This is a genomic window from Paraburkholderia monticola (genome assembly GCF_001580545.1).
Lineage (GTDB): Bacteria > Pseudomonadota > Gammaproteobacteria > Burkholderiales > Burkholderiaceae > Paraburkholderia > Paraburkholderia monticola.
The window spans coordinates 69,855-91,433 of record NZ_LRBG01000036.1 but is presented as its reverse complement, the minus strand read 5'-3'; the positions used below and the strand labels follow the sequence as shown (position 1 = coordinate 91,433).

Annotated in this window: 18 protein-coding genes; 10 read left to right on the top strand and 8 right to left on the bottom strand. The window is 62.4% G+C overall.

Translation table 11 applies throughout. The features are described 5' to 3' along the window. Nucleotides 1–142 precede the first annotated feature (142 nt). The 5 genes from CI15_RS23490 to CI15_RS23470 all read left to right on the top strand — a co-directional run bounded on the left by CI15_RS23490 (nt 143) and on the right by CI15_RS23470 (nt 5,980). Complete coding sequence (locus tag CI15_RS23490) at nt 143–1,462, top strand: epoxide hydrolase family protein (protein WP_062131889.1); 1,320 nt, start codon at nt 143–145, stop codon at nt 1,460–1,462. 401 nt (nt 1,463–1,863) lie between these two features. Next, the gene (locus tag CI15_RS23485) at nt 1,864–2,715 is read left to right on the top strand and encodes a glycosyltransferase family 2 protein (RefSeq protein ID WP_062131886.1); all 852 of its coding nucleotides are present in this window, start codon (nt 1,864–1,866) and stop codon (nt 2,713–2,715) included. Between the two features lie 364 nt (nt 2,716–3,079). After that, complete coding sequence (locus CI15_RS23480) at nt 3,080–3,877, top strand: acetoacetate decarboxylase (protein ID WP_062131883.1); 798 nt, start codon at nt 3,080–3,082, stop codon at nt 3,875–3,877. Nucleotides 3,878–3,912: 35 nt separating this feature from the next. Next, the gene (locus CI15_RS23475; protein WP_062131880.1) at nt 3,913–4,695 is read left to right on the top strand and encodes a 3-hydroxybutyrate dehydrogenase; all 783 of its coding nucleotides are present in this window, start codon (nt 3,913–3,915) and stop codon (nt 4,693–4,695) included. 22 nt (nt 4,696–4,717) lie between these two features. Next, nucleotides 4,718–5,980, top strand: coding sequence for a DUF3734 domain-containing protein (locus CI15_RS23470; RefSeq protein ID WP_062131877.1), 1,263 nt, complete (start codon nt 4,718–4,720; stop codon nt 5,978–5,980). Nucleotides 5,981–5,986: 6 nt separating this feature from the next. On the opposite strand, the gene hydA is transcribed toward CI15_RS23470, so the two are convergent. From hydA to CI15_RS23445, 5 genes are all read right to left on the bottom strand, one after another. Beyond that, nucleotides 5,987–7,438 (bottom strand): dihydropyrimidinase, encoded by a 1,452-nt coding sequence (hydA, locus tag CI15_RS23465; RefSeq protein ID WP_062131874.1) that lies wholly within the window; start codon nt 7,436–7,438, stop codon nt 5,987–5,989. A 32-nt stretch (nt 7,439–7,470) separates the two neighbouring features. Further along, complete coding sequence (locus CI15_RS23460) at nt 7,471–8,991, bottom strand: NCS1 family nucleobase:cation symporter-1 (protein ID WP_062131871.1); 1,521 nt, start codon at nt 8,989–8,991, stop codon at nt 7,471–7,473. Nucleotides 8,992–9,038: 47 nt separating this feature from the next. Beyond that, nucleotides 9,039–10,349, bottom strand: a complete 1,311-nt coding sequence (preA, locus tag CI15_RS23455; RefSeq protein ID WP_062131868.1) for an NAD-dependent dihydropyrimidine dehydrogenase subunit PreA — start codon at nt 10,347–10,349, stop codon at nt 9,039–9,041. Between the two features lie 62 nt (nt 10,350–10,411). Further along, a complete protein-coding gene (locus CI15_RS23450; RefSeq protein WP_062131866.1) occupies nt 10,412–11,761 on the bottom strand; it encodes an NAD(P)-dependent oxidoreductase in 1,350 nt (449 codons plus the stop codon). Nucleotides 11,762–11,876: 115 nt separating this feature from the next. Further along, entirely contained in the window at nt 11,877–13,154 is a 1,278-nt protein-coding gene (locus CI15_RS23445) for a Zn-dependent hydrolase (RefSeq protein WP_062131863.1), read from the bottom strand. Between the two features lie 409 nt (nt 13,155–13,563). Between CI15_RS23445 and CI15_RS23440 the strand changes: the two genes are divergently transcribed. After that, complete coding sequence (locus CI15_RS23440; RefSeq protein ID WP_174543261.1) at nt 13,564–14,256, top strand: TetR/AcrR family transcriptional regulator; 693 nt, start codon at nt 13,564–13,566, stop codon at nt 14,254–14,256. Here the strand turns inward: CI15_RS23440 and CI15_RS23435 are convergent. Both CI15_RS23435 and CI15_RS23430 read right to left on the bottom strand, forming a co-directional pair. After that, complete coding sequence (locus CI15_RS23435; RefSeq protein WP_062131857.1) at nt 14,253–15,656, bottom strand: glycoside-pentoside-hexuronide (GPH):cation symporter; 1,404 nt, start codon at nt 15,654–15,656, stop codon at nt 14,253–14,255. The two genes, CI15_RS23440 and CI15_RS23435, sit on opposite strands and share 4 nt — an antisense overlap. A gap of 36 nt (nt 15,657–15,692) precedes the next feature. Continuing rightward, on the bottom strand, nt 15,693–16,970 hold the full coding sequence (locus CI15_RS23430; protein WP_062131854.1) for an enolase C-terminal domain-like protein: 1,278 nt from the start codon (nt 16,968–16,970) through the stop codon (nt 15,693–15,695). A gap of 104 nt (nt 16,971–17,074) precedes the next feature. Between CI15_RS23430 and CI15_RS23425 the strand changes: the two genes are divergently transcribed. Further along, complete coding sequence (locus CI15_RS23425; protein WP_063910566.1) at nt 17,075–17,965, top strand: LysR family transcriptional regulator; 891 nt, start codon at nt 17,075–17,077, stop codon at nt 17,963–17,965. Between the two features lie 63 nt (nt 17,966–18,028). Here CI15_RS23425 and CI15_RS35620 read toward each other — a convergent pair whose 3' ends face one another. Beyond that, nucleotides 18,029–18,283 (bottom strand): hypothetical protein, encoded by a 255-nt coding sequence (locus CI15_RS35620; RefSeq protein ID WP_075643759.1) that lies wholly within the window; start codon nt 18,281–18,283, stop codon nt 18,029–18,031. Between the two features lie 369 nt (nt 18,284–18,652). On the opposite strand from CI15_RS35620, the gene CI15_RS23420 reads away from it, so the two are divergent. The 3 genes from CI15_RS23420 to CI15_RS23410 all read left to right on the top strand — a co-directional run bounded on the left by CI15_RS23420 (nt 18,653) and on the right by CI15_RS23410 (nt 21,563). Then, nucleotides 18,653–19,468 (top strand): class I SAM-dependent methyltransferase, encoded by an 816-nt coding sequence (locus CI15_RS23420; protein ID WP_062131851.1) that lies wholly within the window; start codon nt 18,653–18,655, stop codon nt 19,466–19,468. A gap of 108 nt (nt 19,469–19,576) precedes the next feature. After that, complete coding sequence (locus CI15_RS23415; protein ID WP_241495900.1) at nt 19,577–21,145, top strand: NAD(P)/FAD-dependent oxidoreductase; 1,569 nt, start codon at nt 19,577–19,579, stop codon at nt 21,143–21,145. Next, nucleotides 21,138–21,563, top strand: coding sequence for a c-type cytochrome (locus CI15_RS23410; protein WP_062131845.1), 426 nt, complete (start codon nt 21,138–21,140; stop codon nt 21,561–21,563). The genes CI15_RS23415 and CI15_RS23410 overlap by 8 nt, the downstream gene beginning before the upstream one ends. The last annotated feature ends 16 nt before the right edge of the window (nt 21,564–21,579 follow it).

Genomic DNA, 21,579 nt, shown 5'->3' with positions numbered 1-21,579 from the left:
CATCGGCGGCGGGCCATATAACTGCACTATGGAAACGCGGAACCCGATCGAGCGTTCAAGCAACATCGTTAGTACATCGATTGAGCCATCCATCTCCATTCTAGTTCTCGTTCATTCGTTCTCAGGTCAGGAAATCATCATCATGAAAGGCTTGAAATTCACCGTCATCACCGCCGCCGTTGCGGGGGCAGCGCTCGCCAACACCATTGCGCCCACCCGTGCCGCCGACGCCCCTGCTACTGCGACCGCACCCGCGACCGCGACCGCCGAGGATGCGTCCATTCGCCCGTTCAAGGCACACATCTCCGACGCGCAACTCGCCGATCTACGCCAGCGGATCGCCGCGACGCGCTGGCCGGACGCCGAAACGGTCACGGACCGATCGCAAGGCGCGCAACTCGCGCGGTTGCAGGCCCTCGTCAGCTATTGGGGCAATGGCTATGACTGGCGACGCGCGGAGGCGAAGCTGAACGCGTTACCGCAATACGTCACCACCATCGACGGCGTCGATATTCATTTCATCTGGGTGCGCTCAAAGAACCCGAACGCGCTGCCGCTGATCATGACGCATGGCTGGCCGGGATCGGTGCTCGAGGAATTGAAGGTGATCGGGCCGCTGACGGATCCCGCGGCCTACGGCGGACGCGCCGACGATTCGTTCGATCTCGTGCTGCCGTCTATGCCCGGCTACGGCTTCTCCGGCAAGCCAAAGACTTCCGACTGGACACCTGATCACATTGCACGCGCGTGGGATGAGCTGATGCATCGGCTCGGCTATCAACACTATGTGGCGCAAGGCGGCGACTGGGGCTCGGTGATCGCCGACAAGATGGCGGAACAGAAACTGCCGGGATTGCTCGGCATTCACGTCAACATGCCGGCGACGGTGCCGCCGGAAATCGCGAAATCGTTGAAGGCGGGTGATCCCCCGCCGGCCGGGCTCAACGCAAAGGAAACGGCGGCCTATCGATCGCTCGACAATCTCTACACGCGGGGCGGCGGTTACGCTGCGATGATGGTGACGCGGCCGCAGACCGTCGGCTACGCGCTTGCCGATTCGCCGGTCGGCCAGGCCGCGTGGATGTACGACAAGTTCGCCGACTGGACCTATAGCGGTGGCGATCCCGAGCGCGCGTTGACTAAAGACGAGATGCTCGACGACATCACGTTGTACTGGCTGACCAACACGTCGACGTCGGCGGCGCAGCTCTACTGGACCAACAACGCGAATAACTTCAATGCCGTCGACATCTCGATTCCCGCGGCGGTCACCGTGTTCCCCGGCGAGATTTATCAGGCGCCGCGCAGCTGGACCGAGCGAAGCTACCACAAGCTCATCTACTTCAACGAAGTGAACAAGGGCGGTCACTTCGCGGCATGGGAACAGCCTCAACTCTTTTCGCAAGAGATCAGGGCCGCGTTCAGGACTTTGCGCTCGCCTGTGCAAACCGCCCAGCGTTGATGTCGCGTGTCGCATGCGGAGTGACTCCCATGTCCAGTGAAATCGACAGGCGCCGTCGGCGCCTTCTGGCAAGCGACGCGCTCAGCATGGAGCGCTGTCGGACTACCGGAAGGACCAGTGCGGCGCCCTCACCGATGCGGCATGCAAGGCTGCCCCAGCACTCATTAATGGGCCCCGCGCCTGCAGGACTGCGGACACACCGTTCGGCCCTGTCTGCCCGATGAGCAATTCCTTCTGGTTGAACCAAACTCCTCCGGTGGACCTGGTTGCATCAGAGCCGTTAGCAAGTGGGTCTCAACCCCTCACATCGCCCCGGGGCAAGCCCCAAGGTGTCGATCGGTTAAACTTCGTGGCATCCTCTCAAGCCGCAGCAAAGCGGCCGGAAAAAATTCCATTGCCCAATGCCTACAGTCTCCATCGTTGTCCCCTGCTTCAATCAGGAAGCCTTCATTGCTGACGCGCTCGAATCGGTGCTCGCCCAATCCTATAGCGACTGGGAATGCATCGTCGTTAATGACGGCTCTACTGACGGCTCGCAAGCCATCATCCAGGAATACGTGAAGAAAGATCGCCGGTTCTCGTCGCTTTCCAAGGAAAACGGTGGCGTCGCGGCAGCGCGCAACGTCGGTTTCGCCCAGGCGCGCGGCACGCTCTTTGTGCCTCTCGATGGCGACGACAAGATTCACTCCGATTATCTCCGACTCGCGGTGGAGTGCTTCGAGGCGTTCCCCGACACCGTGCTCGTGCATACCGGCACGCAGCGCTTTGGGGAGAGTCGCAAGGTGGAGCGCTTGCCCGAATACAGCTATGAGAAGCTGCTGTGGCAAAACATGCTCGTCAACACGACGATGTACCGCCGCGAGGCGTTCCTGCGCGCGGGCGGCTACTCGCCTGAAATGTTCTACGGCTTCGAAGACTGGGAATTCTATGTGCGCATGTTGCGCCCAGAGTCCCATGTCCAGTACATCAAGGAGCCGCTCTACCTCCACCGCATCAAGAAAAGCTCGCGCTCGACCGACCGGGTGGAACAGGACAAGGTCGCGGAGTCGCAACGCCTCATCTATGAGCGCAACCGCGACCGGTACGCCGAACATGCGGCAAACCCAATCAGCGTCTTTGGCCAGCGTATGAAGGATTTCGCGCCGATGTACACCGCGCGCTACAAGCGGCAGGCCCGTTACCTTCACGTCGGATATGGCATTGTCGTTTTGGGCCTGGTGGGTGTAATCGCGCTGCTCATCGCGGCGGGCTAGAAAAGCGATTCCTGTGCTGTCGCGATCGGCGACAGCCGGCTTTGCGTCCCCTTTGCAATTGGCAGTGCAATAACTCAGGCTCCTCGCCCCATCCGGCGCACGAGTCTATTGCGCATTTTGAGTTTCATTTCTCGACGTCTGCTCCCTCATCGACGTTAATCCCTCGATTATTCGAGGAAATTCCGCATTCGCGTCTGAAGATCAAGCGAATGAAACCCGAGAAAAACCACCCCATTCCTTTCAAACTGATTTTCAGTTAACGAATCGGAAACAGTGTGTTGCATCTCAAAAATTCCACCACTCATGGTTTACCTCTAAGATCTGTCCCGACGCATTTACGCAGTTCAGCCTGGAGGACAGTCGTATGGATCTGGCAAAAATCCGTCGCGAAGCGTTCGCGATGCCGATGCACAATCCCGCGTACCCGCGGCCCCCGTTTCGCTTCGTCAATCGCGAATATTTCATCATTTCGTACGAGACCGATCCCGATGCTTTGCGCGCTATCGTGCCAGCGCCGCTTCGGCCTGAAAACAATCTCGTCCACTACGAATTTATCCGCATGCCCGATTCATCGGGTTTCGGCGATTACACCGAAAGCGGTCAGGTGATCTCCGTGCGCGATCCGCAAGGGCGCCTCGGCAATTACACGCATTCGATGTATCTCGACGACGAAGGCCCGATCGCAGGTGGCCGCGAAATCTGGGGCTTTCCGAAGAAGCTCGCGCGCCCCGTGCTCGCCGTCGATGGCAACGACACGCTGCTTGGCACACTCGACTACGGCACGCAGCGTATCGCCACGGGCACGATGGGCTACAAGCATCACGTTCTCAACAGCGAGGACGAGCGCCACAAGCTCGCCGACACACCCAACTATCTGCTCAAGATCATTCCGCATGTCGATGGCACGGCGCGCGTTTGCGAACTCGTGCGTTTCTATCTGCGCGACGTGACGGTGCATGGCGCATGGAGCGGGCCGGCCGCACTCGAATTGCATCCGCACGCGCTTGCACCCGTCGCCGATCTGCCGGTACGCCGCGTGGTGGGCGCGCGTCACGTGATCGCCGACCTCACGCTCGATATCGGCGAAGTCGCTTTCGACTATCTCGCCGAGGTACCGCGCAACCGCACCGCGTTGGACGAATCCGAGGCCGCGCTCGCCTGATCGATTTATGTTTTCCAGATTCATAAGGAGTACCCATGTCGTTGAACGGTAAAGTTGCAGTTATCACGGGTGCCGCGAGCGGCATTGGCGAACATTGCGCGCGCACATTTGCGAGCCAGGGTGCGGCGGTCGTGATCGCGGACCTCAATCTCGCGAACGCGAAACAGGTCGCTGACAGCATTGTGGCCGCGGGCGGTAAAGCGCTCGCGGTGGAGATGGACGTGACCAACGAAGAAGCCGTGAACGCCGGCATCAACGAAGCGGCGGAAGTTTTGGGCGGGATCGACGTGCTCGTCTCGAACGCCGGCATCCAGATCATCAGCCCCATCGAGGCGTTTCCGTTCGCCGACTGGAAGAAGATGCTCGCGATCCATCTCGATGGCGCGTTTCTCACCACCAAGGCCGCGCTGAAGCATATGTATGCCAGCGGCAAGGGCGGCTCGATCGTCTATATGGGCTCAGTGCATTCGCATGAGGCGTCGAAACTGAAGGCCGCTTATGTGACCGCGAAGCATGGCCTGCTCGGCCTCGCGCGCGTGGTCGCGAAGGAAGGCGGCCCGCGCGGCGTGCGCGCCAACGTCGTGTGCCCGGGCTTCGTGCGCACGCCGCTCGTCGACCGGCAGATTCCGGAGCAGGCCAAGGCGCTCGGCATTTCGGAAGCCGACGTCATCAAGAACGTGATGCTCAGGGAGACCGTCGACGGCGAGTTCACCTCGCTCGACGACGTGGCGAACACGGTCGCGTTCCTCGCGGGCTTCGGATCGACGGCGTTGACGGGTCAATCGGTGCTCGTCACGCACGGCTGGTCGATGCACTAACCAAAGAAAAAAAGGAGAACGTATGCGCAGCAGCAATACGATCGTACGCACGGAGCGCAAGCCGTTTGATCTGCCGCGCTACGACGAGATCGCTCTCGTCCTGCAGGGCGGCGGCGCGCTCGGCTCCTATCAGGCCGGCGTGTTCGAGGGGCTCGCGCACGCGGGCGTGGAACCGCATCGCATCGCGGGCGTGTCGATCGGCGCGCTCAATACGGCGATCATCGCGGGCAACGAGCCGGCGCGGCGTGTCGAAGCGCTGCGCGGCTTCTGGGAGTCGATCTGCCATCCGGTCGACTGGTTCGGCAACCTCGGCTCGCTTGCGCTGCCACTGCTCGGCCATCACGAGCTGTCCCGCCGTTGGGCCAGCATGTGGGCCGCGGGCCGGGCGCTCGTCGAGGGCCAGCCGGGTTTCTTCGCGCCGCGCAGACCCCTGCCCATCGCGGGCTGGCACCGGGAGCTGCCGACCTCGGTCAGCTACTATGACACCGCCGCCCTGAAAGCGACGCTGCAACGCTTCGCCGATTTCGATCGCATCAACGATGGCCCGATCCGCGTTTCGGTCGGTGCCGTGAACGTGCGCAGCGGCAATCTCGTGTATTTCGACAACGCGAAAATGCGGCTCGAGCCCGAGCATTTCATGGCCTCGGGCGCGCTGCCGCCCGGCTTCCCGGCGGTGGAGATCGACGGCGAGTACTACTGGGACGGCGGCCTCGTGTCGAACACACCGCTCACCGAGGTGCTTCGCGACGCAGACCACAAAGACACACTCGTATTCCAGGTCGATCTATGGAGCGCCAGCGGACAGGCGCCGGCCAATTTCATGGACGTGGCCGAACGTGCCAAGGACATTCAATATTCGAGCCGCACGCGCGCCGTCACCAATATGCTGGCCGACCGGCAGAAACATGCGCGCTTCATCAAGGAGCTACTCGAGCGCGTACCGGCCGAGGCGCGCCGCAGCGATCCCCTGTTCCAGCTCGCGGAGACCGTGGCCGATGGATCGTCGATCAACGTGGTGCACCTGATCTACAAGAACAAGCCCTACGAAGGGCATTACAAGGACTACGAGTTCAGCGCCGACACCATGAAGGAGCACTGGTCGAGCGGTCTCGACGACATTCGCGCCTCGTTTTCTCATCCCGACTGGTTCGCGGTGCCGAGCCGCGAGCAAGGCTTCGTCACCCACGACATCCATCGCCGGGCGGGCGAGGTGCCTGAGTCGGATCGCGCCGGGCTGAGCGCCGGCGCTTCGGGTCAAGTGGAATTGCCTCGCAAGGTCGCGTAGGCCTGCTCAGCGTTCGACGGGGTGCGGCTCCTTCAGTTTGTTCGCGACCCGCACCGCGTCGTAGTAGGCAGCGTTCGGCGGGCGCTTCAGGTACTGTCCCGCGCCACGCTGCGCGCGCAGATCGCCGTCCGCCCACGCATGCGCGCCGCGTGTGAACGTGTGCATCGCCACGCCCTGCACCGTCATCCCTTCGAAGACGTTGAAGTCGACCTTCTGATGATGCGTCTTCACCGAGATCGTCTTCGTCGCCGCCGGGTCCCAGATCACGAGATCCGCGTCGGCGCCCACCTGCACAGCCCCTTTGCGCGGATACAGATTGAAAATCTGCGCGGCATTCGTCGACGTGATGCGCACGAACTCGTTCGGCGTGATGCGTCCGTGATTTACGCCCTCGTGCCATAGCACCGACATCCGGTCTTCGACGCCACCACAGCCGTTCGGGATCTTCGTGAAGTCCTCGCGTCCCATCGCCTTCTGCGATGCGCAGAATACGCAGTGGTCGGTGGCCGTCGTGTGCAACTGGCCCGCTTGCAGGCCACGCCACAGCGCCTCGCGATGCTCGCTGGTGCGAAACGGCGGGCTCATCACATGCGCGGCGGCACGCGTCCAGTCGGGGTCGCGATACACGGATTCATCGATCACCAGATGCCCCGGCAGCACTTCACCGAACACGCGCTGCCCTTCGTTGCGCGCGCGCGATATCGCTTCGACCGCCTCTTTCGAGGAGACATGCACGATGTACACAGGCACGCCGAGCACCTGCGCGATGCGGATCGCGCGATTGGCCGCCTCGCCCTCCACTTCGGGCGGACGCGACAGCGGATGCGCCTCCGGTCCCCTGAAGCCTTTCGCCAATAGCTGCTTTTGCAACTGGAACACGAGCTCGCCGTTCTCCGCATGCACGGTCGGCAGCGCGCCGAGTTCGAGCGATCGCGAGAAGCTGTTCACGAGCACTTCGTCATCGGCCATGATCGCGTTCTTGTAGGCCATGAAGTGCTTGAAGCTCGACACGCCGTGCTCTTGCACCAGCGTGCCCATGTCGCGATAGACCGAGTCGTCCCACCAGGTCACGGCCACGTGAAAGCCGTAATCGGCCGAGGCCTTCTCCGCCCAGCCGCGCCACTCCTTGAATGCGTCCATCAACGGCTGCTTCGGGCTCGGAATCACGAAGTCGATGATGCTCGTCGTGCCGCCCGACAGGCCCGCGGCCGTGCCCGTATAGAAATCGTCGCTGGCCGTCGTGCCCATGAACGGCAGCTCCATGTGCGTGTGCGGATCGATGCCGCCGGGCATCACGTACTGGTCGTGCGCATCGACGACCTTCGCGCCCGCGGGCGGATCGATCGTGCGCTCGATCTGCAGGATCGTGCCGCCGTCCTGCGGGTCCGCGATCAACACGTCGGCTCTGTACATGCGGTCGGAATCGATCACCGTGCCGCCGCGAATCAGGGTTGTCATCTGTTGCCTCCTCCTTCGTCAGATCACGTCATTCACGCGTTCGCCATGCTCGCGCCCGGACTGCGGCGCAGCTTCATCCATGTGCCGTACACGATCGATGCGAGCGCCAGTCCCACGAACCACGCGTATGTGTAGAGCGTGTTGAAGAACCCCGGCACGTTCGGGAACGATGCGGGAAACGCCGTGTGCAGAAAGCCCGGCAGATTGGGCAGCACGCCGATCGCGAGCGCGACGACGGCGGCCATGTTCCAGCCGCCCGTATAGCTGTATTCGCCGCTCTCGTCGAACAGTTCGCGCGAGTTGAGCCGCGTGCCGCGAATGAAGAAGTAGTCGACCATCAGGATGCCCGCGACAGGACCCAGCAGCGCCGAATAGCCGACGAGCCAAACGAAGATGTAGCCCTGTGTCGTCGCGAGAATCTTCCACGGCATCATCACGATCGCAAGGCTCGCCGTCATCAGGCCGCCGGTGCGATACGAAACGCGCTTCGGCCACAGGCTCGAAAAGTCGTAGGCAGGGCCCACGAGATTCGCGGCGAGATTGCAGCCCATCGTATCGAGCGTGAGGATGATCAGCGCAACGCCGACGCCGATCCCCGTCATCCGGCTCGTCAGATCGATCGGGTCCCAGATCGCCTTGCCGTAGATCACGACGGTGGCCGACGTGACCACGACCGAAATCATCGACAGCAGCGCCATCGGCACGGGCAAGCCGATCGTCTGGCCGACGACCTGATCGCGCTGTGTCTTCGCAAAGCGCGTGAAATCAGGGATATTCAGCGCGAGCGTCGCCCAGAAGCCGACCATCGCGGTCAGGCTCGGCCAGAACGTCAACCAGAACAGCCCCTCTTTCTTGCCCCCGGGCGCGAACTGCGACGGCGCCGACAGCATCGAGCCGAGGCCGCCCGCTTTCGAAGTTGCCCACCACACCAGCGCAATGCACATCACGACCTTGATCGGCGCGGACCAGCTTTCGAGCCTGCGGATCGAATCGGTGCCATGCACGATGAAGTAGATCTGCAACGCCCAGAACGCGAGGAAGCACGCGAGCTGACCGATCGAGATATCGAGGAACGGCAGCGCCGGGCCATGCAACGCATTACCCGTCAGGATGTTGAGCAGCGTAAAGATCGCGCTGCCGCCGAGCCACGTCTGGATGCCATACCAGCCGCACGCGACGATCGCGCGCAGCAGCGCGGGCAGCTTCGCGCCCTGCGTGCCGAACGACGAACGCACGAGCACCGCGTACGGAATGCCGTGCTTGGCGCCCGCGTGTCCGATCAGAAGCATCGGCACCAGCACGATCATATTGCCGAGCAACACCGTCAACACCGCCTGCCACGGCGACATGCCCTGCTCCGTCAAACCGGCCGCGAGCATGTACGACGCGATGTTCATCACCATGCCGACCCACAACGCGGCGAAGTGATACCACCTCCATGTGCGCTGCGCCGGACCCGTCGGTGCGAGGTCTTCGTTATAGAGACTGCTGCCGTGCGCGCCGGCCGCGGGGGGTGCGTGAGACGCGTCGGCGGATTGCGCTGTCTGCTTCATCGATGGATCTCCACTTGAACGCTCGTTGACTGTGGGTGCCGCCTTTTTCAGGCTGCTTTGGCCGTCTGTTGTGCATCGGTCGATTCTGGTGCGTCCGCTATGACCCGCGCCGGATTGTTCGGATGCGTGGTCCAGTTCGCATATTCGCCGCTATCGACACGCTCCATCGTGATGCATTGCTCGACCGGGCAGACATGCATGCAAAGATTGCACCCGACGCATTCCGCATCGATCACTTCGAAATGCCGCTTGCCGTCTTTCTCACGCGTGATCGCCTGGTGCGAGGTGTCCTCGCAGGCAATATGGCAGAGGCCGCACTGGATGCACTTGTCCTGATCGATGCGCGCCTTGATGTCGTACTTGAGATTCAGATACTTCCAGTCGGTGACGTTCTGCACGGCGCGGCCGCGGATATCGTCGAGCGTCGCGTAGCCTTTTTCGTCCATCCAGTTCGACAGGCCGTCCGCGAGATCGGAGACGATGCGAAAGCCATAGTGCATCGCCGCCGTGCACACCTGCACGCTGCCGGCGCCCAGCACCATGAACTCGGCCGCATCGCGCCACGACGAAATGCCGCCGATGCCAGAGATCGGCAGATTCGGTGTTTCCGGGTCGCGCGCGATTTCAGCGACCATGTTCAGCGCAATCGGCTTCACGGCGGGACCGCAATAGCCGCCGTGCGTGCCCTTGCCGTCGACGGTCGGCATCGGCGCCATCTGGTCGAGATCGACCGCGACGATCGAGTTGATCGTATTGATCAGCGACACGCCGTCCGCGCCGCCCTTGTACGCGGCACGCGAGCCCATGCGGATGTCGCTGATGTTCGGCGTGAGCTTCACGAGACACGGCAGCTTCGTGCCTTCCTTCACCCAGCGCGTGACCATCTCGACATACTCGGGCACCTGGCCGACCGCCGAACCCATGCCGCGCTCGCTCATCCCGTGCGGACAACCAAAGTTCAGTTCGACCGCATCGGCGCCGGTATCCTCGACGAGCGGCAGAATCCATTTCCAGTCGTGCTCATTGCAAGGCACCATCAGCGAGACGATCAGCGCACGGTCGGGCCAGTCGCGCTTGACCTCCCTGATTTCGCGCAGATTGACGTCGAGCGGACGGTCGGTGATCAGTTCGATGTTGTTCAGGCCGGCGATGCGCTGACCGTTCCATTGCACCGCGCCGTAACGCGAACTGACGTTGACCACATGCGGATCGAGCCCGAGCGTCTTCCACACGACCCCGCCCCAGCCCGCCTCGAATGCGCGGTTCACGTTATAGGCTTTGTCGGTCGGCGGCGCGGAGGCGAGCCAGAAAGGATTCGGCGAAGTAATGCCGGCAATCGTGCAACGTAGATCGGCCATGTTCGGCTCCGTGGGGATTCGATTTTTGTGTGACGTCGAGTGCGTTCGCTCGCGTTGGGGTTTCAGGCCGCCTTGACGGCCGCGAGCGCGAAAGCCGCATCGATCGATGCCGCCGCGAGCTTGCCGTCCTGCACGGCCTGGACGGTCAGATCGACGCCGCCCGATGCCGCACAATCGCCGCCCGCCCAGACCTTGTCCAACGACGTACGCATGTCCGCATCGACCGCAATGCGGCTTTGATCGAGCGTCAACAGTTCATGATCGAGCCCGACGGATACCAGCGTCTGACCGATTGCCTTGAGCACCATGTCGGCTTCCACTGTGAAGCGCTCCACGCCGCGACCATCTACGGCGCGCTCGAATTCGACGCCCGTCACGGATCCATCACTACCGACCAGGCGCACCGGCTTCGCATGCGTGATCAGCGTCACGCCCTGCTTCTGCGCGAATTCGCGCTCGGCCCATGTCGCGCTCATCGATTCGACGCCGCGCCGATACACCATCGTCACGCTCGTCGCGCCGAGCTTGCGGCTTTGCACGGCTGCATCGACAGCCGTATTGCCGCCGCCGATCACGACCACGCGGCGCCCGACCGGCACCGTCGACAGGTCTTTTGCCTGACGCACCTGTTCGATGAAATCGACGGCGTTCATCACGCCGTCGAGCGTCTCGCCTTCGAGTTCCAAAGCGCGCACACCAGCGAGTCCGACCGCAAGAAACACGGCGTCGTGTTGCTGCCGCAGCGTATCGAGTGTGATATCGCGGCCCAACGCGACGCCAGTCTTCAACTCGATTCCACCTACCGACAACAGCCACTGCACTTCCCGCTGCGCGAAGTCATCGACGGTCTTGTAGGCGGCGATTCCATACTCGTTGAGGCCGCCGCCTTGGGCGCGCGCGTCGTAGATCGTCACGCGATGACCCGCCACTGCAAGACGATGCGCGCACGCAAGTCCCGCCGGTCCCGCGCCGACGACGGCCACGTGCCGCCCGCTTGCCGCCGCGCGTTTGAATTGCACGGCATCGCGCGCCATCGCCCAATCGGTTGCATGACGTTGCAACGCGCCGATCGCCACCGGCTGCGCGTCCTGATGATTGCGCACGCAGGCGCCTTCGCAAAGGATCTCCGTCGGGCACACGCGCGCGCACATGCCGCCCAATGGATTTGCAGAAAGAATATCGGTGGCGGCGCCCTTCAGATTGCCGTTGCCGATCTTGCGGATGAAGCCCGGAATGTCGATCTGTGTCGGACAGGCCTGCACGCACGGCGCGTCGTAACAGTAGTGACAGCGGCTCGCAGCCGCGGCGGCAGCCGTCGGGTCGAGCAGCGGCGCAATATCGGCAAATTCGCACGACAGCTGTTCGGACGACAGGCGGTGCGCGGCGATGTCGCCGGTTTGCTTGATGGCCATACACGTTCCTTCGTCAAAGTGAGGACGTAGCCGTGCCCGCCGGCTTCGCGTGAACGAAGCCGGGACGGCATGTTTTATCGGTGAAGCGTTGCAGTGCTACGGCATCATCGGGCGCTTACGGCGCACTCTCGCAGGCGCGCTCCAGCATCGCGTGCAGCAATACGTTCGCGCCGGCCTCGATCCATTCGGGCGTCGCGTCTTCGATTTCGTTGTGACTGATCCCATCGACACAAGGCACGAACACCATCGATGTCGGCGCGACCTGCGCGAGATAGCACGCGTCATGACCCGCGCCCGACACCATGTCGCGATGCGAATAACCAAAGCGTTCGGCAGCGGCGCGCACGGACTTCACGCACGCCGCATCGAACTTGACGGGCTCGTAGTAAAAGATCTGTTCGAGTTCCGTTTCGAGGCCGATGCCGCCGGCGATCTTCGCCACCCCCTCGCGCAATTCGGCGTCCATCTTCGCGAGCACGGCATCGTCCGGATGACGGAAATCGACCGTGAAGAACACGCGGCCGGGAATCACGTTGCGCGAGTTGGGATGCACCTGCATCATGCCGACCGTCGCGCACGCAAGCGGGGCGTGCGCGAGGCCGATCCGGTTGACCAGATCGACGACGCGCGCCGCGCCGAGCAACGCGTCCTTGCGGCGCGGCATCGGTGTCGGGCCCGCATGCGCTTCCTGGCCCGTCAGTGTGATTTCGTACCAGCGCTGTCCTTGCGCATCGGTGACGACACCGATCGTCTTCTGTTCGGCTTCGAGTATCGGACCCTGCTCGATATGCAATTCGAACGCCGCGTGCAGCGGATGGCCGCCGCACGGCACATCGCCCGCATAGCCGATCCGTTCGAGCTCGGCGCCGATCGTCTTGCCGTCGACGTCCTTGCGCGACAGGCCATAGTCGAGCGTAAAGACACCCGCGAACACGCCCGATGCCACCATCGCGGGCGCAAAGCGCGAGCCTTCCTCGTTGGTCCAGATCACGACTTCGATCGGATGCTCGGTTTCGATGTTGCGGTCGTTGAGGCTGCGAATCACTTCGAGCCCGCCGAGCACGCCGTAGATGCCGTCGAAGCGCCCGCCCGTGGGTTGCGAGTCCGCGTGCGAGCCCGTCAGCACGGGCAACGCGTTCGGGTTCGTACCCGCGCGCCGCATGAACACATTGCCCATCTGATCGACGCTCACCGTGCAACCCGCCTCTTTCGCCCAACTGACGATGAGGTCGCGCCCTTGCTTGTCGAGATCGGTGAGCGCGAGACGGCAGACGCCGCCCTTCTTCGTCGCGCCGATCTTCGCCATCGTCATGAGGCTATCCCACAGGCGTTTGCCGTTCACCGTGATCGACGTATCGAGTCCTTGCTTCAACGCTTCGGATACCGCATTCATTCGTCGTGCTCCTCTGGATCAACACGCTTTGCAGTCCAACCGCGAGACACTGTGCAGGGCCTCGCGACGAAGTGAAAATGGTGCAGCGGCGGCGCAACCGGCCTCGCCGTTGGGCATCGATGCACCGCAGGCGTGCGTGGTGCGATGCCCGCAACATCCGATCAACGGCCTTGGTAAACCCTGACCATGCTGCCCACTGCGAATCCTGTCCGATTGGACAGGTTGTAGCCGATTAAAATCATCAAATCAACGTCTTTTGTGCGGGCCGATACAGTTCTCCCTCAGAGCGAGAAGCATGCCATTGCGATGCAGCATGTGTTTTTGCCCGGATGACAAGGCGGCGCGAATGGCTATGTCGACACGGACACGAGCGGCTAGAATAAAGCGCGAAGCGGCACCGAGGCCCACGATGAAACACGACGACACAATGTTGAGCGCGACGGACAACGACGAAGCAGCGCCGCCTTTGCGGCGTCGCAAGGCGCACATTCGCGAGAGCAACGAAGCCCATCTTCTGGCGTGCGCGGAGGCCGTGTTCGCGGAGCGCGGCTTCGAAGGCGCGAGCACGGCGATGATCGCCGAACGCGCGGGCTTACCGAAAGCCAACGTCCATTACTACTTCCCGACGAAGCTCGCGCTCTATCGGCGCGTGCTCGAAGATCTGTTCGAAGACTGGCATCGCGCGGCGAACACGTTCGAAGGCAGTGACGATCCCGTCGATGCGATCGGCGGCTATGTGCGCGCGAAGATGGAATTGTCGCGGCGGCGGCCGCTCGGATCGAAGGTATGGGCGAACGAAATCATCCACGGCGCCGAGCACATGCAGGACATCCTCGCGCATCGCGTGAAGCCGTGGCTCGACACGCGCGTGACCGTCATCGACGACTGGGTTGCGCGCGGCCTGCTCGCGAACGTGGATGCACAAACGCTGATGTACATGATCTGGGCCACCACGCAGCACTACGCGGATTTCGATGCGCAGATACGCGCGCTCAGCGGTAAGCGCGCGCTGTCGCAAAAGGCCTTCGATGCGGCGACCGAACAGGTCGTGCAGCTTGTGATTCGCGCGTGCGGCGCGAAATCTCCCATCGCGAAGACCTAGCTCAGGTCCCGCGCAAGCTGGGTTTCATGGACGGGTTCGGGCGTCCGCTCATCCGGCTTGCGTCGCGCCTGGATCTCCGCCACGATCTGCGCATATCGCCGTTCGGTCAGCGGATAAAAGACGAACACGAGCATCGTCAGGCCCAGCAACGATGCAGGTATCAGCGTCAATGCGGTATAGATCCCAGACACACTGTCAGCGCCCTGATTGGCCAGGTTGGGCACATACCCCGACATCGCGAGAACAAACGCGGGAATCGCGCCGCCGAAAGCCTGTCCGCTCTTGCGCGCAAACGAGAAGAACGCATAGCTCATCCCCTCGATACGTTCGCCGCTCACGTACTCGCCGTACTCCACGGTGTCGGACTGCAGTGCGAAGGCCATCGATGAAGTCAGCATCTGGCCGACCGATATCACGCTGAAGAACGCGAGAATCAGAGAAACGTCCGTCGTGCGAAAGCAATACAGCAACAGGAAGCCGACCACGTATACGCCCAGTCCCGTGATGAACGCGCCCTTTCGCCCGAAACGCCTGACCAGCCAGGCCGTCAGCGGAACCGCGACGAGCAGCCCGAGCAGCTTTCGCGCGACCACGATCTCGACCAGTACTTCGGTGTTCTTCAGCACGTAGCGGGCGAAGTAGATGATGGTGGCGTTCATCGAGAAATACGCCGCCACGATACAGATCTGCGCGAAGCAGATGAACAGCAGCGCGCGATTCCTGAAGACGGTCCGCAGGCTGCTCGCAAGCGTTCGCGATTCCTTCTGGTATTCGACGGTCTCTTTCGTGCCGGCGAAGCAGACCGCGTACGACACCACGCCGATCAGTCCGAATACGATCAGGTAGCGCGTATAGATCGCGTGCATCGACTCGCCGCCATGCGCCGCGCCATGAATCTTCGGCGCAATCACGACCGCAAGAAAAATCGCCGTCAGCGAGGCCACCACTTCGCGCGACACGCCAAGCATCGCCCTCACCCGCGCGTTCTGACTGATTGCAGCCGATAGCGATCCATAGGGGATGCTGACAAACGAGAACAGAAGGCCGAGCAGAGCGTAACTGACGTACGCATACACCAGCTTGAGATCACCTGACCAGTGGCGCGGCACCGAGAACACCAGCACGTTCGCGGCAGCGAGCGGGATTGCGCACCATAGCAGATAGGGGCGAAAGCGCCCCCATCGCGTGTTGGTGCGGTCGACCACCCGACCTGCCCAGATGTCCGCGCCCGCGTCGAAGATGCGAATCACGAGTAGTAGCGTACCCACGGCGACGGCCGGAATACCGGCCACATCCGTGTAGTAGTTCAGCAGGAACATCGCCCCCATCGCGTAGATGAAGTTGTTGGCGATTTCACCCGACCCGTAAAAGGCAACCGATGCCCAAACCTGTCTATTCATTGCGATTGTCTCCTCCGTCAGCGCTTCAAGGCGTGATCAGAACCGCGGTTTTTTTCGCTCCCAGTCGGGCTTGAACTTACGCATCTGCGCGGCGTCGTCACGGCCGTGCGAGCCGCAGCGCAAATACTGCTGATGCAACTCGGCCAGCGCGCGTCGATCCAGCTCCACGCCGATGCCCGGCAGATCGCGAACGGCGACATTACCATCCTTGATTGGCACCCGGCCATCGAGCAGCAAGTCTTCCGTGAACCACGGGTAGTGCGTATCGCATGCGTAGCTCAGATTCGGCGTCGCGGCCGCGATGTGCGTCATCACCATCAGGCTGATCCCGAGGTGGCAGTTCGAATGCATCGACAGGCCGATGTCGAACATCTCGCATAGATGCGCGAGCTGCTGGGTTGCGCGCAAGCCGCCCCAATAGTGGTGATCAGACAGGATCACCTGGACGCCATTCACGGTGATGTTGCGGCGGAATTCGTCGAAGTCCGTGACCACCATGTTGGTCGCGAGAGGCAGACCGGTCGCGAGATGCAGGTCCGCCATGCCGCCTAGACCCGGAGTGGGGTCTTCGTAATACTCGAGGTCTCCGGCGAGCTGCTCCGCCATCCGGCGCGCGGTGTCCTGCGACCATCCGCCATTCGTATCGAGGCGCAACGGATGATCGGGGAATGCCTTTCTCAGCGCCTTGATGCAGGCCACGTCCTGATCCGGCGTGAGGATGCCCGCCTTGACCTTGATGCTGCGAAACCCGTACAGGTCGATCATGCGTCGCGCTTCGCCGACAAGCTGTTCGACGTTCAGCACCTCGCCCCACGGATCGTGCTCGGCATAGTCCGCGTCGACCTTGCGGGCATAGTCGGTGCCGTACTTGAAAAACAGGTAGGCGGAAAACGGCACCTCCTGGCGCACCGCGCCGCCGAGCAGCTCACACAGAGGGATGCCCAGGTGCCGCGCCTGAAGGTCGAGGAAGGCGACCTCGAATGCGCCGAAGATCTTGGCATCGGTGGGGTTGCCATTCCAAGAACCAGGCAGGAAGCGAAATGCCTCCGATCCGGGATGCGGCGCCTGCGTTTGCGTGAGTCGCCGCAGCGCATTCAGATCGAACGGGCTCAGTCCCACGAGATGCTCCCGAACCGAACTCAGGCGGTCCAGCACCAGCTTGTCGCCGAAGGTTTCGCCAAGGCCGATGAGTCCATTGTCCGCCTCGACCTCGATGATCGATCGCACCGTATAGGGGTTGTACAGGCCGCCGTTGTTCAGCAAAGGCGGATTCCTGACGGCGACCGGCGTGACTCTGACCTGCCTGATTTTCATTCGGGTGCTCCGGGGGTTGTCTCGCCGGCTAGGTTAGAGCTATCGAATTTCTGAGTAAAACGATATATTTCTATGCGATCTATCGAAAAATTCGATGTGTTGAAATGTTGCGTGAACTGAAGACTTTCATGGCTGTGGTCGAACACGGCACCTTCTCGGCGGCCGCGGCGCGCATCGGCCTGACGCAATCGGCAGTCAGCTCGCAAATCCAGCGGCTCGAAGAGGAACTCGGCGTCACGCTATTCGACCGGTCCGGTCGAACGCCGTATCTGACAAAGGCCGGCGAGGAAGCACTCACGCTGGCCGAGGAGATGATGGGCGTGTACGCGAGGTTGCTGAAACAGCCCAGCATTGCTGAGAACACCGGCACGCTGCGGGTCGGCGCGGTCGCTTCAGCTCAGGAGTCGGTACTGGCCCGACCGGTCGCTGCGTTCCGCGAGGTGTTTCCGGCATGGCGGGTTCAGATCGTGACGAGCGGCGGCCTCTCGTTGCTCGGCCAGCTCGATGCGGGCGACATCGACCTCGCAGTACTGAGCCAGCCGCAGTTCACGCTGCCTGCCAGTTTCGAATGGCGACGCCTGGCGTTGGAGCCGTTCGTGCTGTTGGTCCCTGAGTCGATGGCGGGTCCGCGGTGGCGAACGCTGTTACAGCGTGCCCCGTTCATTCGTTACGCGCGAAGCTCATTTGGCGGGCAACTGGTCGAACAGTTTCTGTCGCGCGAGCGCATCGCCGTGCATGATGCGATCGAAATCGTCGACCTGCACGGTATCGCCCAGATGGTCGCGAGCGGCGCGGGTGTTGCGCTCGTTCCAAGAACGACCGGGTTGCGCGAATGGCCGCCGGGGGTCGTCTCGCTGGATCTCGGCGCTCATACGTTTTATCGTGAGATCGGCGTCGTACAGAAGCCGCGGCACAGCCGCCATCTCGCCATTCAACGATTTGTCGACGAGATGATTCGCGTGTGGGGAGATCCGCGGGATGCGTCAATTGGTTAGGCGGAGTTCGAGGTGAAGGTCGACGGCGGTGGTTGAGCGCCGCGAGCGTCGTCCGCGCTAAAGCTAACCGCCGCGCGCAATCCCGCCCCTTCCGCGCCATCGCCCCGCGTCACCAGCGGGTGGAAACACGTCCCAGTAGCCGTCGTCGTGTTCAAAGAAGAACAGCGCGTGTGGACCCGACGCCAGCAAGGTTTCCACGCGGACGTAGCGCCCTCCGCCCAAGCCGCTGTGCCCGAACGCGGTGACGTGCACCGCTGCGGTGGGGGCCAGCCATTTTTCGACCTGATATCGAAGTGACGGTGTTTTTGTGTGTTTCATCTGCCGCTCCCTTGCACCGGCGCTTTTTGCAGTCTCGTTCGCCCGATGGGCAAACACGCCGCGATGCACCGGCCGCCTTCGAGATGTGGCGCGTTTGTCGCGCTGCATCGAAAGGCAGGAAACCTCTTCAACTATAGTGCTAAAAGTCGGCATTGGTATTTGTTCGAGCGAGACGGAATCACAAACAACCTAGCCCACAAGCGCCCGTTCGGCGGCTTCGGGAGATGCTTGTTGATGCGCCGCATCACATGTTCGTTTGTTCTTTGTGTCGCCGGCCTGGATTGTTTTCCCGATAGGCAGACTTATTGTTTACGTGGAACATAGGCCAGCGCTACAACTTGCCAACGTGTCGAACCGGTGGGGGTAAGCATGGGACAACTGGACTTCAGCGCCTTCGAGCACGAAGGTTGGGAGCGGGTCGCGCAGGCCTATCACGCGTATTTCGGCGATTTGACCGCCCAGTCGAACCACGCAATGCTCGAGTCACTCTGCGTTGGGCGGGGTGCGCGTTTTCTCGACGTCGCATGCGGTCCTGGCTACCTCGCTGCCGCGGCCGCGCGGCGCGGCGCGAACGTGGCTGGTGTGGATTTCTCGGTTGCGATGGTCGACAAGGCGAGACGCGTCTTTCCAGGGCTCGAGTTCCGCGTCGGCGACGCGGAGAATTTGCCATTTCCCGATGAAAGCTTCGCGGCCGTGGGCATCAGCTTCGCATTGTTGCATTTCCCGCACCCCGAGCGCGCGCTCGCGGAAGCGTTTCGTGTCCTGCAGCCCAATGGCAGAATCGCCTTCACGGTATGGGCGACGCCGGATAAAGCGGTGGGTTTCGGGATGGTGTTGAAGGCAGTCGAGCAGCACGGGACAACCGAGGTTGCCATCCCGCCGGGACCACCGTTCTTCCGGTTCAGCGATTGGCAGGAATCGAGGCGCGTATTGCTCGATGCCGGATTCGTTCAACCGGACGTGCGGGAGCTGGACCTCACCCTCGTGCTTCATGCTCCCGATACACCTTTTCATGCGCTCCTGCGTGGTGGCGTGCGATTTGCCGCGTTGCTGAACGCCCAGACGCCGGCCGCGCTCGCGTCGATCGAAGGGGCTGTCGCACGCGATGCGGAGGCGTATCGGGGCGATGCCGGGGACCTGAGGCTGCCGATGAGCTGCGTTCTGGCTTCCGCGCTCAAGACTTGAGCGAGACGGATTGACCCGCACGGGGACGGGTGCCATCTGATTTCGTTCGACATCGTTTCCCTCCAGTCGGGGTTGCATGTACTTATGTCGGGAATGACTACAAATAAAATGAGCCGCCGGCACCTGCTGACGCTGATCGGCAAGAACCTCGGCGCGGCCGCCATGATGCAAGGCATGGACACGTTGGGATTCGCCGCTGCCTCGACCTACGCCGGACCGATCAGACTCGAAGGTGCACCCAAAGGAACGCGGATTCTCGTGCTCGGCGCGGGCATGGCCGGCCTTGTCGCGGCCTTCGAGTTGAGGAACGCGGGCTACCAGGTTCAGGTGCTCGAGTACAACGACCGCCCGGGTGGCCGGTCCTGGACGGTCAGGGGCGGCGATCGATATACGGAACTCGGCGGCGCAACCCAGTACTGCGATTTCGCTGACGGCCTTTATCTGAACCCAGGGCCGTGGCGCATTCCATACCATCACCAGGGCGTACTCGACTATGCAAAGCGCCTGAAGGTGCCGCTCGAGCCGTTCATCCAGGTCAACCACAACGCCTACTTTCATTCGACCGAGGCTTTCGGCGGCAAGCCGCAACGATTCCGGACGGTGCAGACCGACTATCAAGGCTATGTCGCCGAGCTGCTTTCCAAAGCGATCCGCAAAGACGCACTCGACGATGCGTTGTCAGCCGACGACGCGCAGCTGCTGCTCGAATCCCTGCGCCGATGGGGCGCGCTCGACCGCGATGGTCGCTATCAGGCGGGCGAGCGAAGCAGTGACCGTCGCGGCTTCGCGACCGCGCGCGGCGGCGGGCTGATGCCCGAAGCCGTGCCGTCGGATCTCTTGCCGCGCGAGCCCTTGCTTGCTTCGCATTTGTGGCAATGGCTGTCGTCCGGAAACGAGCTGGACTACCAGGGCACCCTATTCCAACCCGTCGGCGGCATGGACCGGATTGCCCATGCGCTTCATGCGCAGGTCGCGAGCGCCGTCGTGTTCAATGCCAGGGTCACGGCCATCTTGCAGGACGGGCAAGGCGTCACGGTGCGCTATACCGATACGACCACCCGGAGCGAGCGCAACGCGCACGCGGATTGGCTGGTGTGCACGATCCCGCTCTCGATTCTGAGTCAGATCGACATGGCGGTCAGCCCACCCATGCGCGCAGCGATCGATGCCGTGCCCTACGAGACATCGGTGAAAATCGGCCTGCAATTCGGCCGGCGATTCTGGGAGGAAGACGAGCAGATCTACGGCGGCATCACGCGCACGGACCTGCCGATCTCGGCGATCGGCTATCCGGCGACAGGTTACGGATCGTCCGGTCCCGCGGTGCTGCTCGGCGCCTACATGTGGGGGCCCGCCAGCTATGAGACGGGCGCGTTGCCGCCTGCGGAACGGATCGCGGTGGCATTGAGTCAGGGCAGCCAGATTCATCCGCAGTACGCGCTCGAGTATCAGAACGGCTTCGCGATGAGCTGGAGCCGATCACCGTTCACGAATGGCTGCTTCGCCGCGTGGACGGATGAATTGAGACAAGCGCATTACACGAATCTGTGTCAGATCGACGGACGAATCGTCCTTGCCGGAGAGCATGCTTCCCATCTGCCGGCATGGCAGGAAGGCGCCGTGCTGTCGTCTCTGGATGCGATCACCCGGTTGCATCGGAGAATCGTCAATGGCTAGGTCGACGCTGAGTCTCAAAGCGATGCTGATGGCCTTGCTGATGGCTACGGCAACGGCACCGGTGTCGGCTCGGGATGTGGCCCAGGACAGCCCGCGCACTTTCACGATTTCGCCAGGCTACCGCTTCACCGAAACGACCGGCGAAGCGCTCTACAACGCGACTTGCGCGGGATGCCATATGCTGGATGGAAAAGGCGCACAGGGCGCGGGTCACTATCCGGCGCTCGCCGGCAACCCGGCACTCGAAGCAGCGCCCTACGTCATCACCAACGTATTGCACGGCCGAGCGGCAATGCCACCGTTTGGCGATACGATGGATGACGATCAGGTCGCCGCTGTCGTCAACTACACGCGAACCCATTTCGGCAATCGATTTACCGGCAGCGTCACACCGAGCCAGGTTAAGTGTTTGCGCTGAGCTCACCTGGCATGGC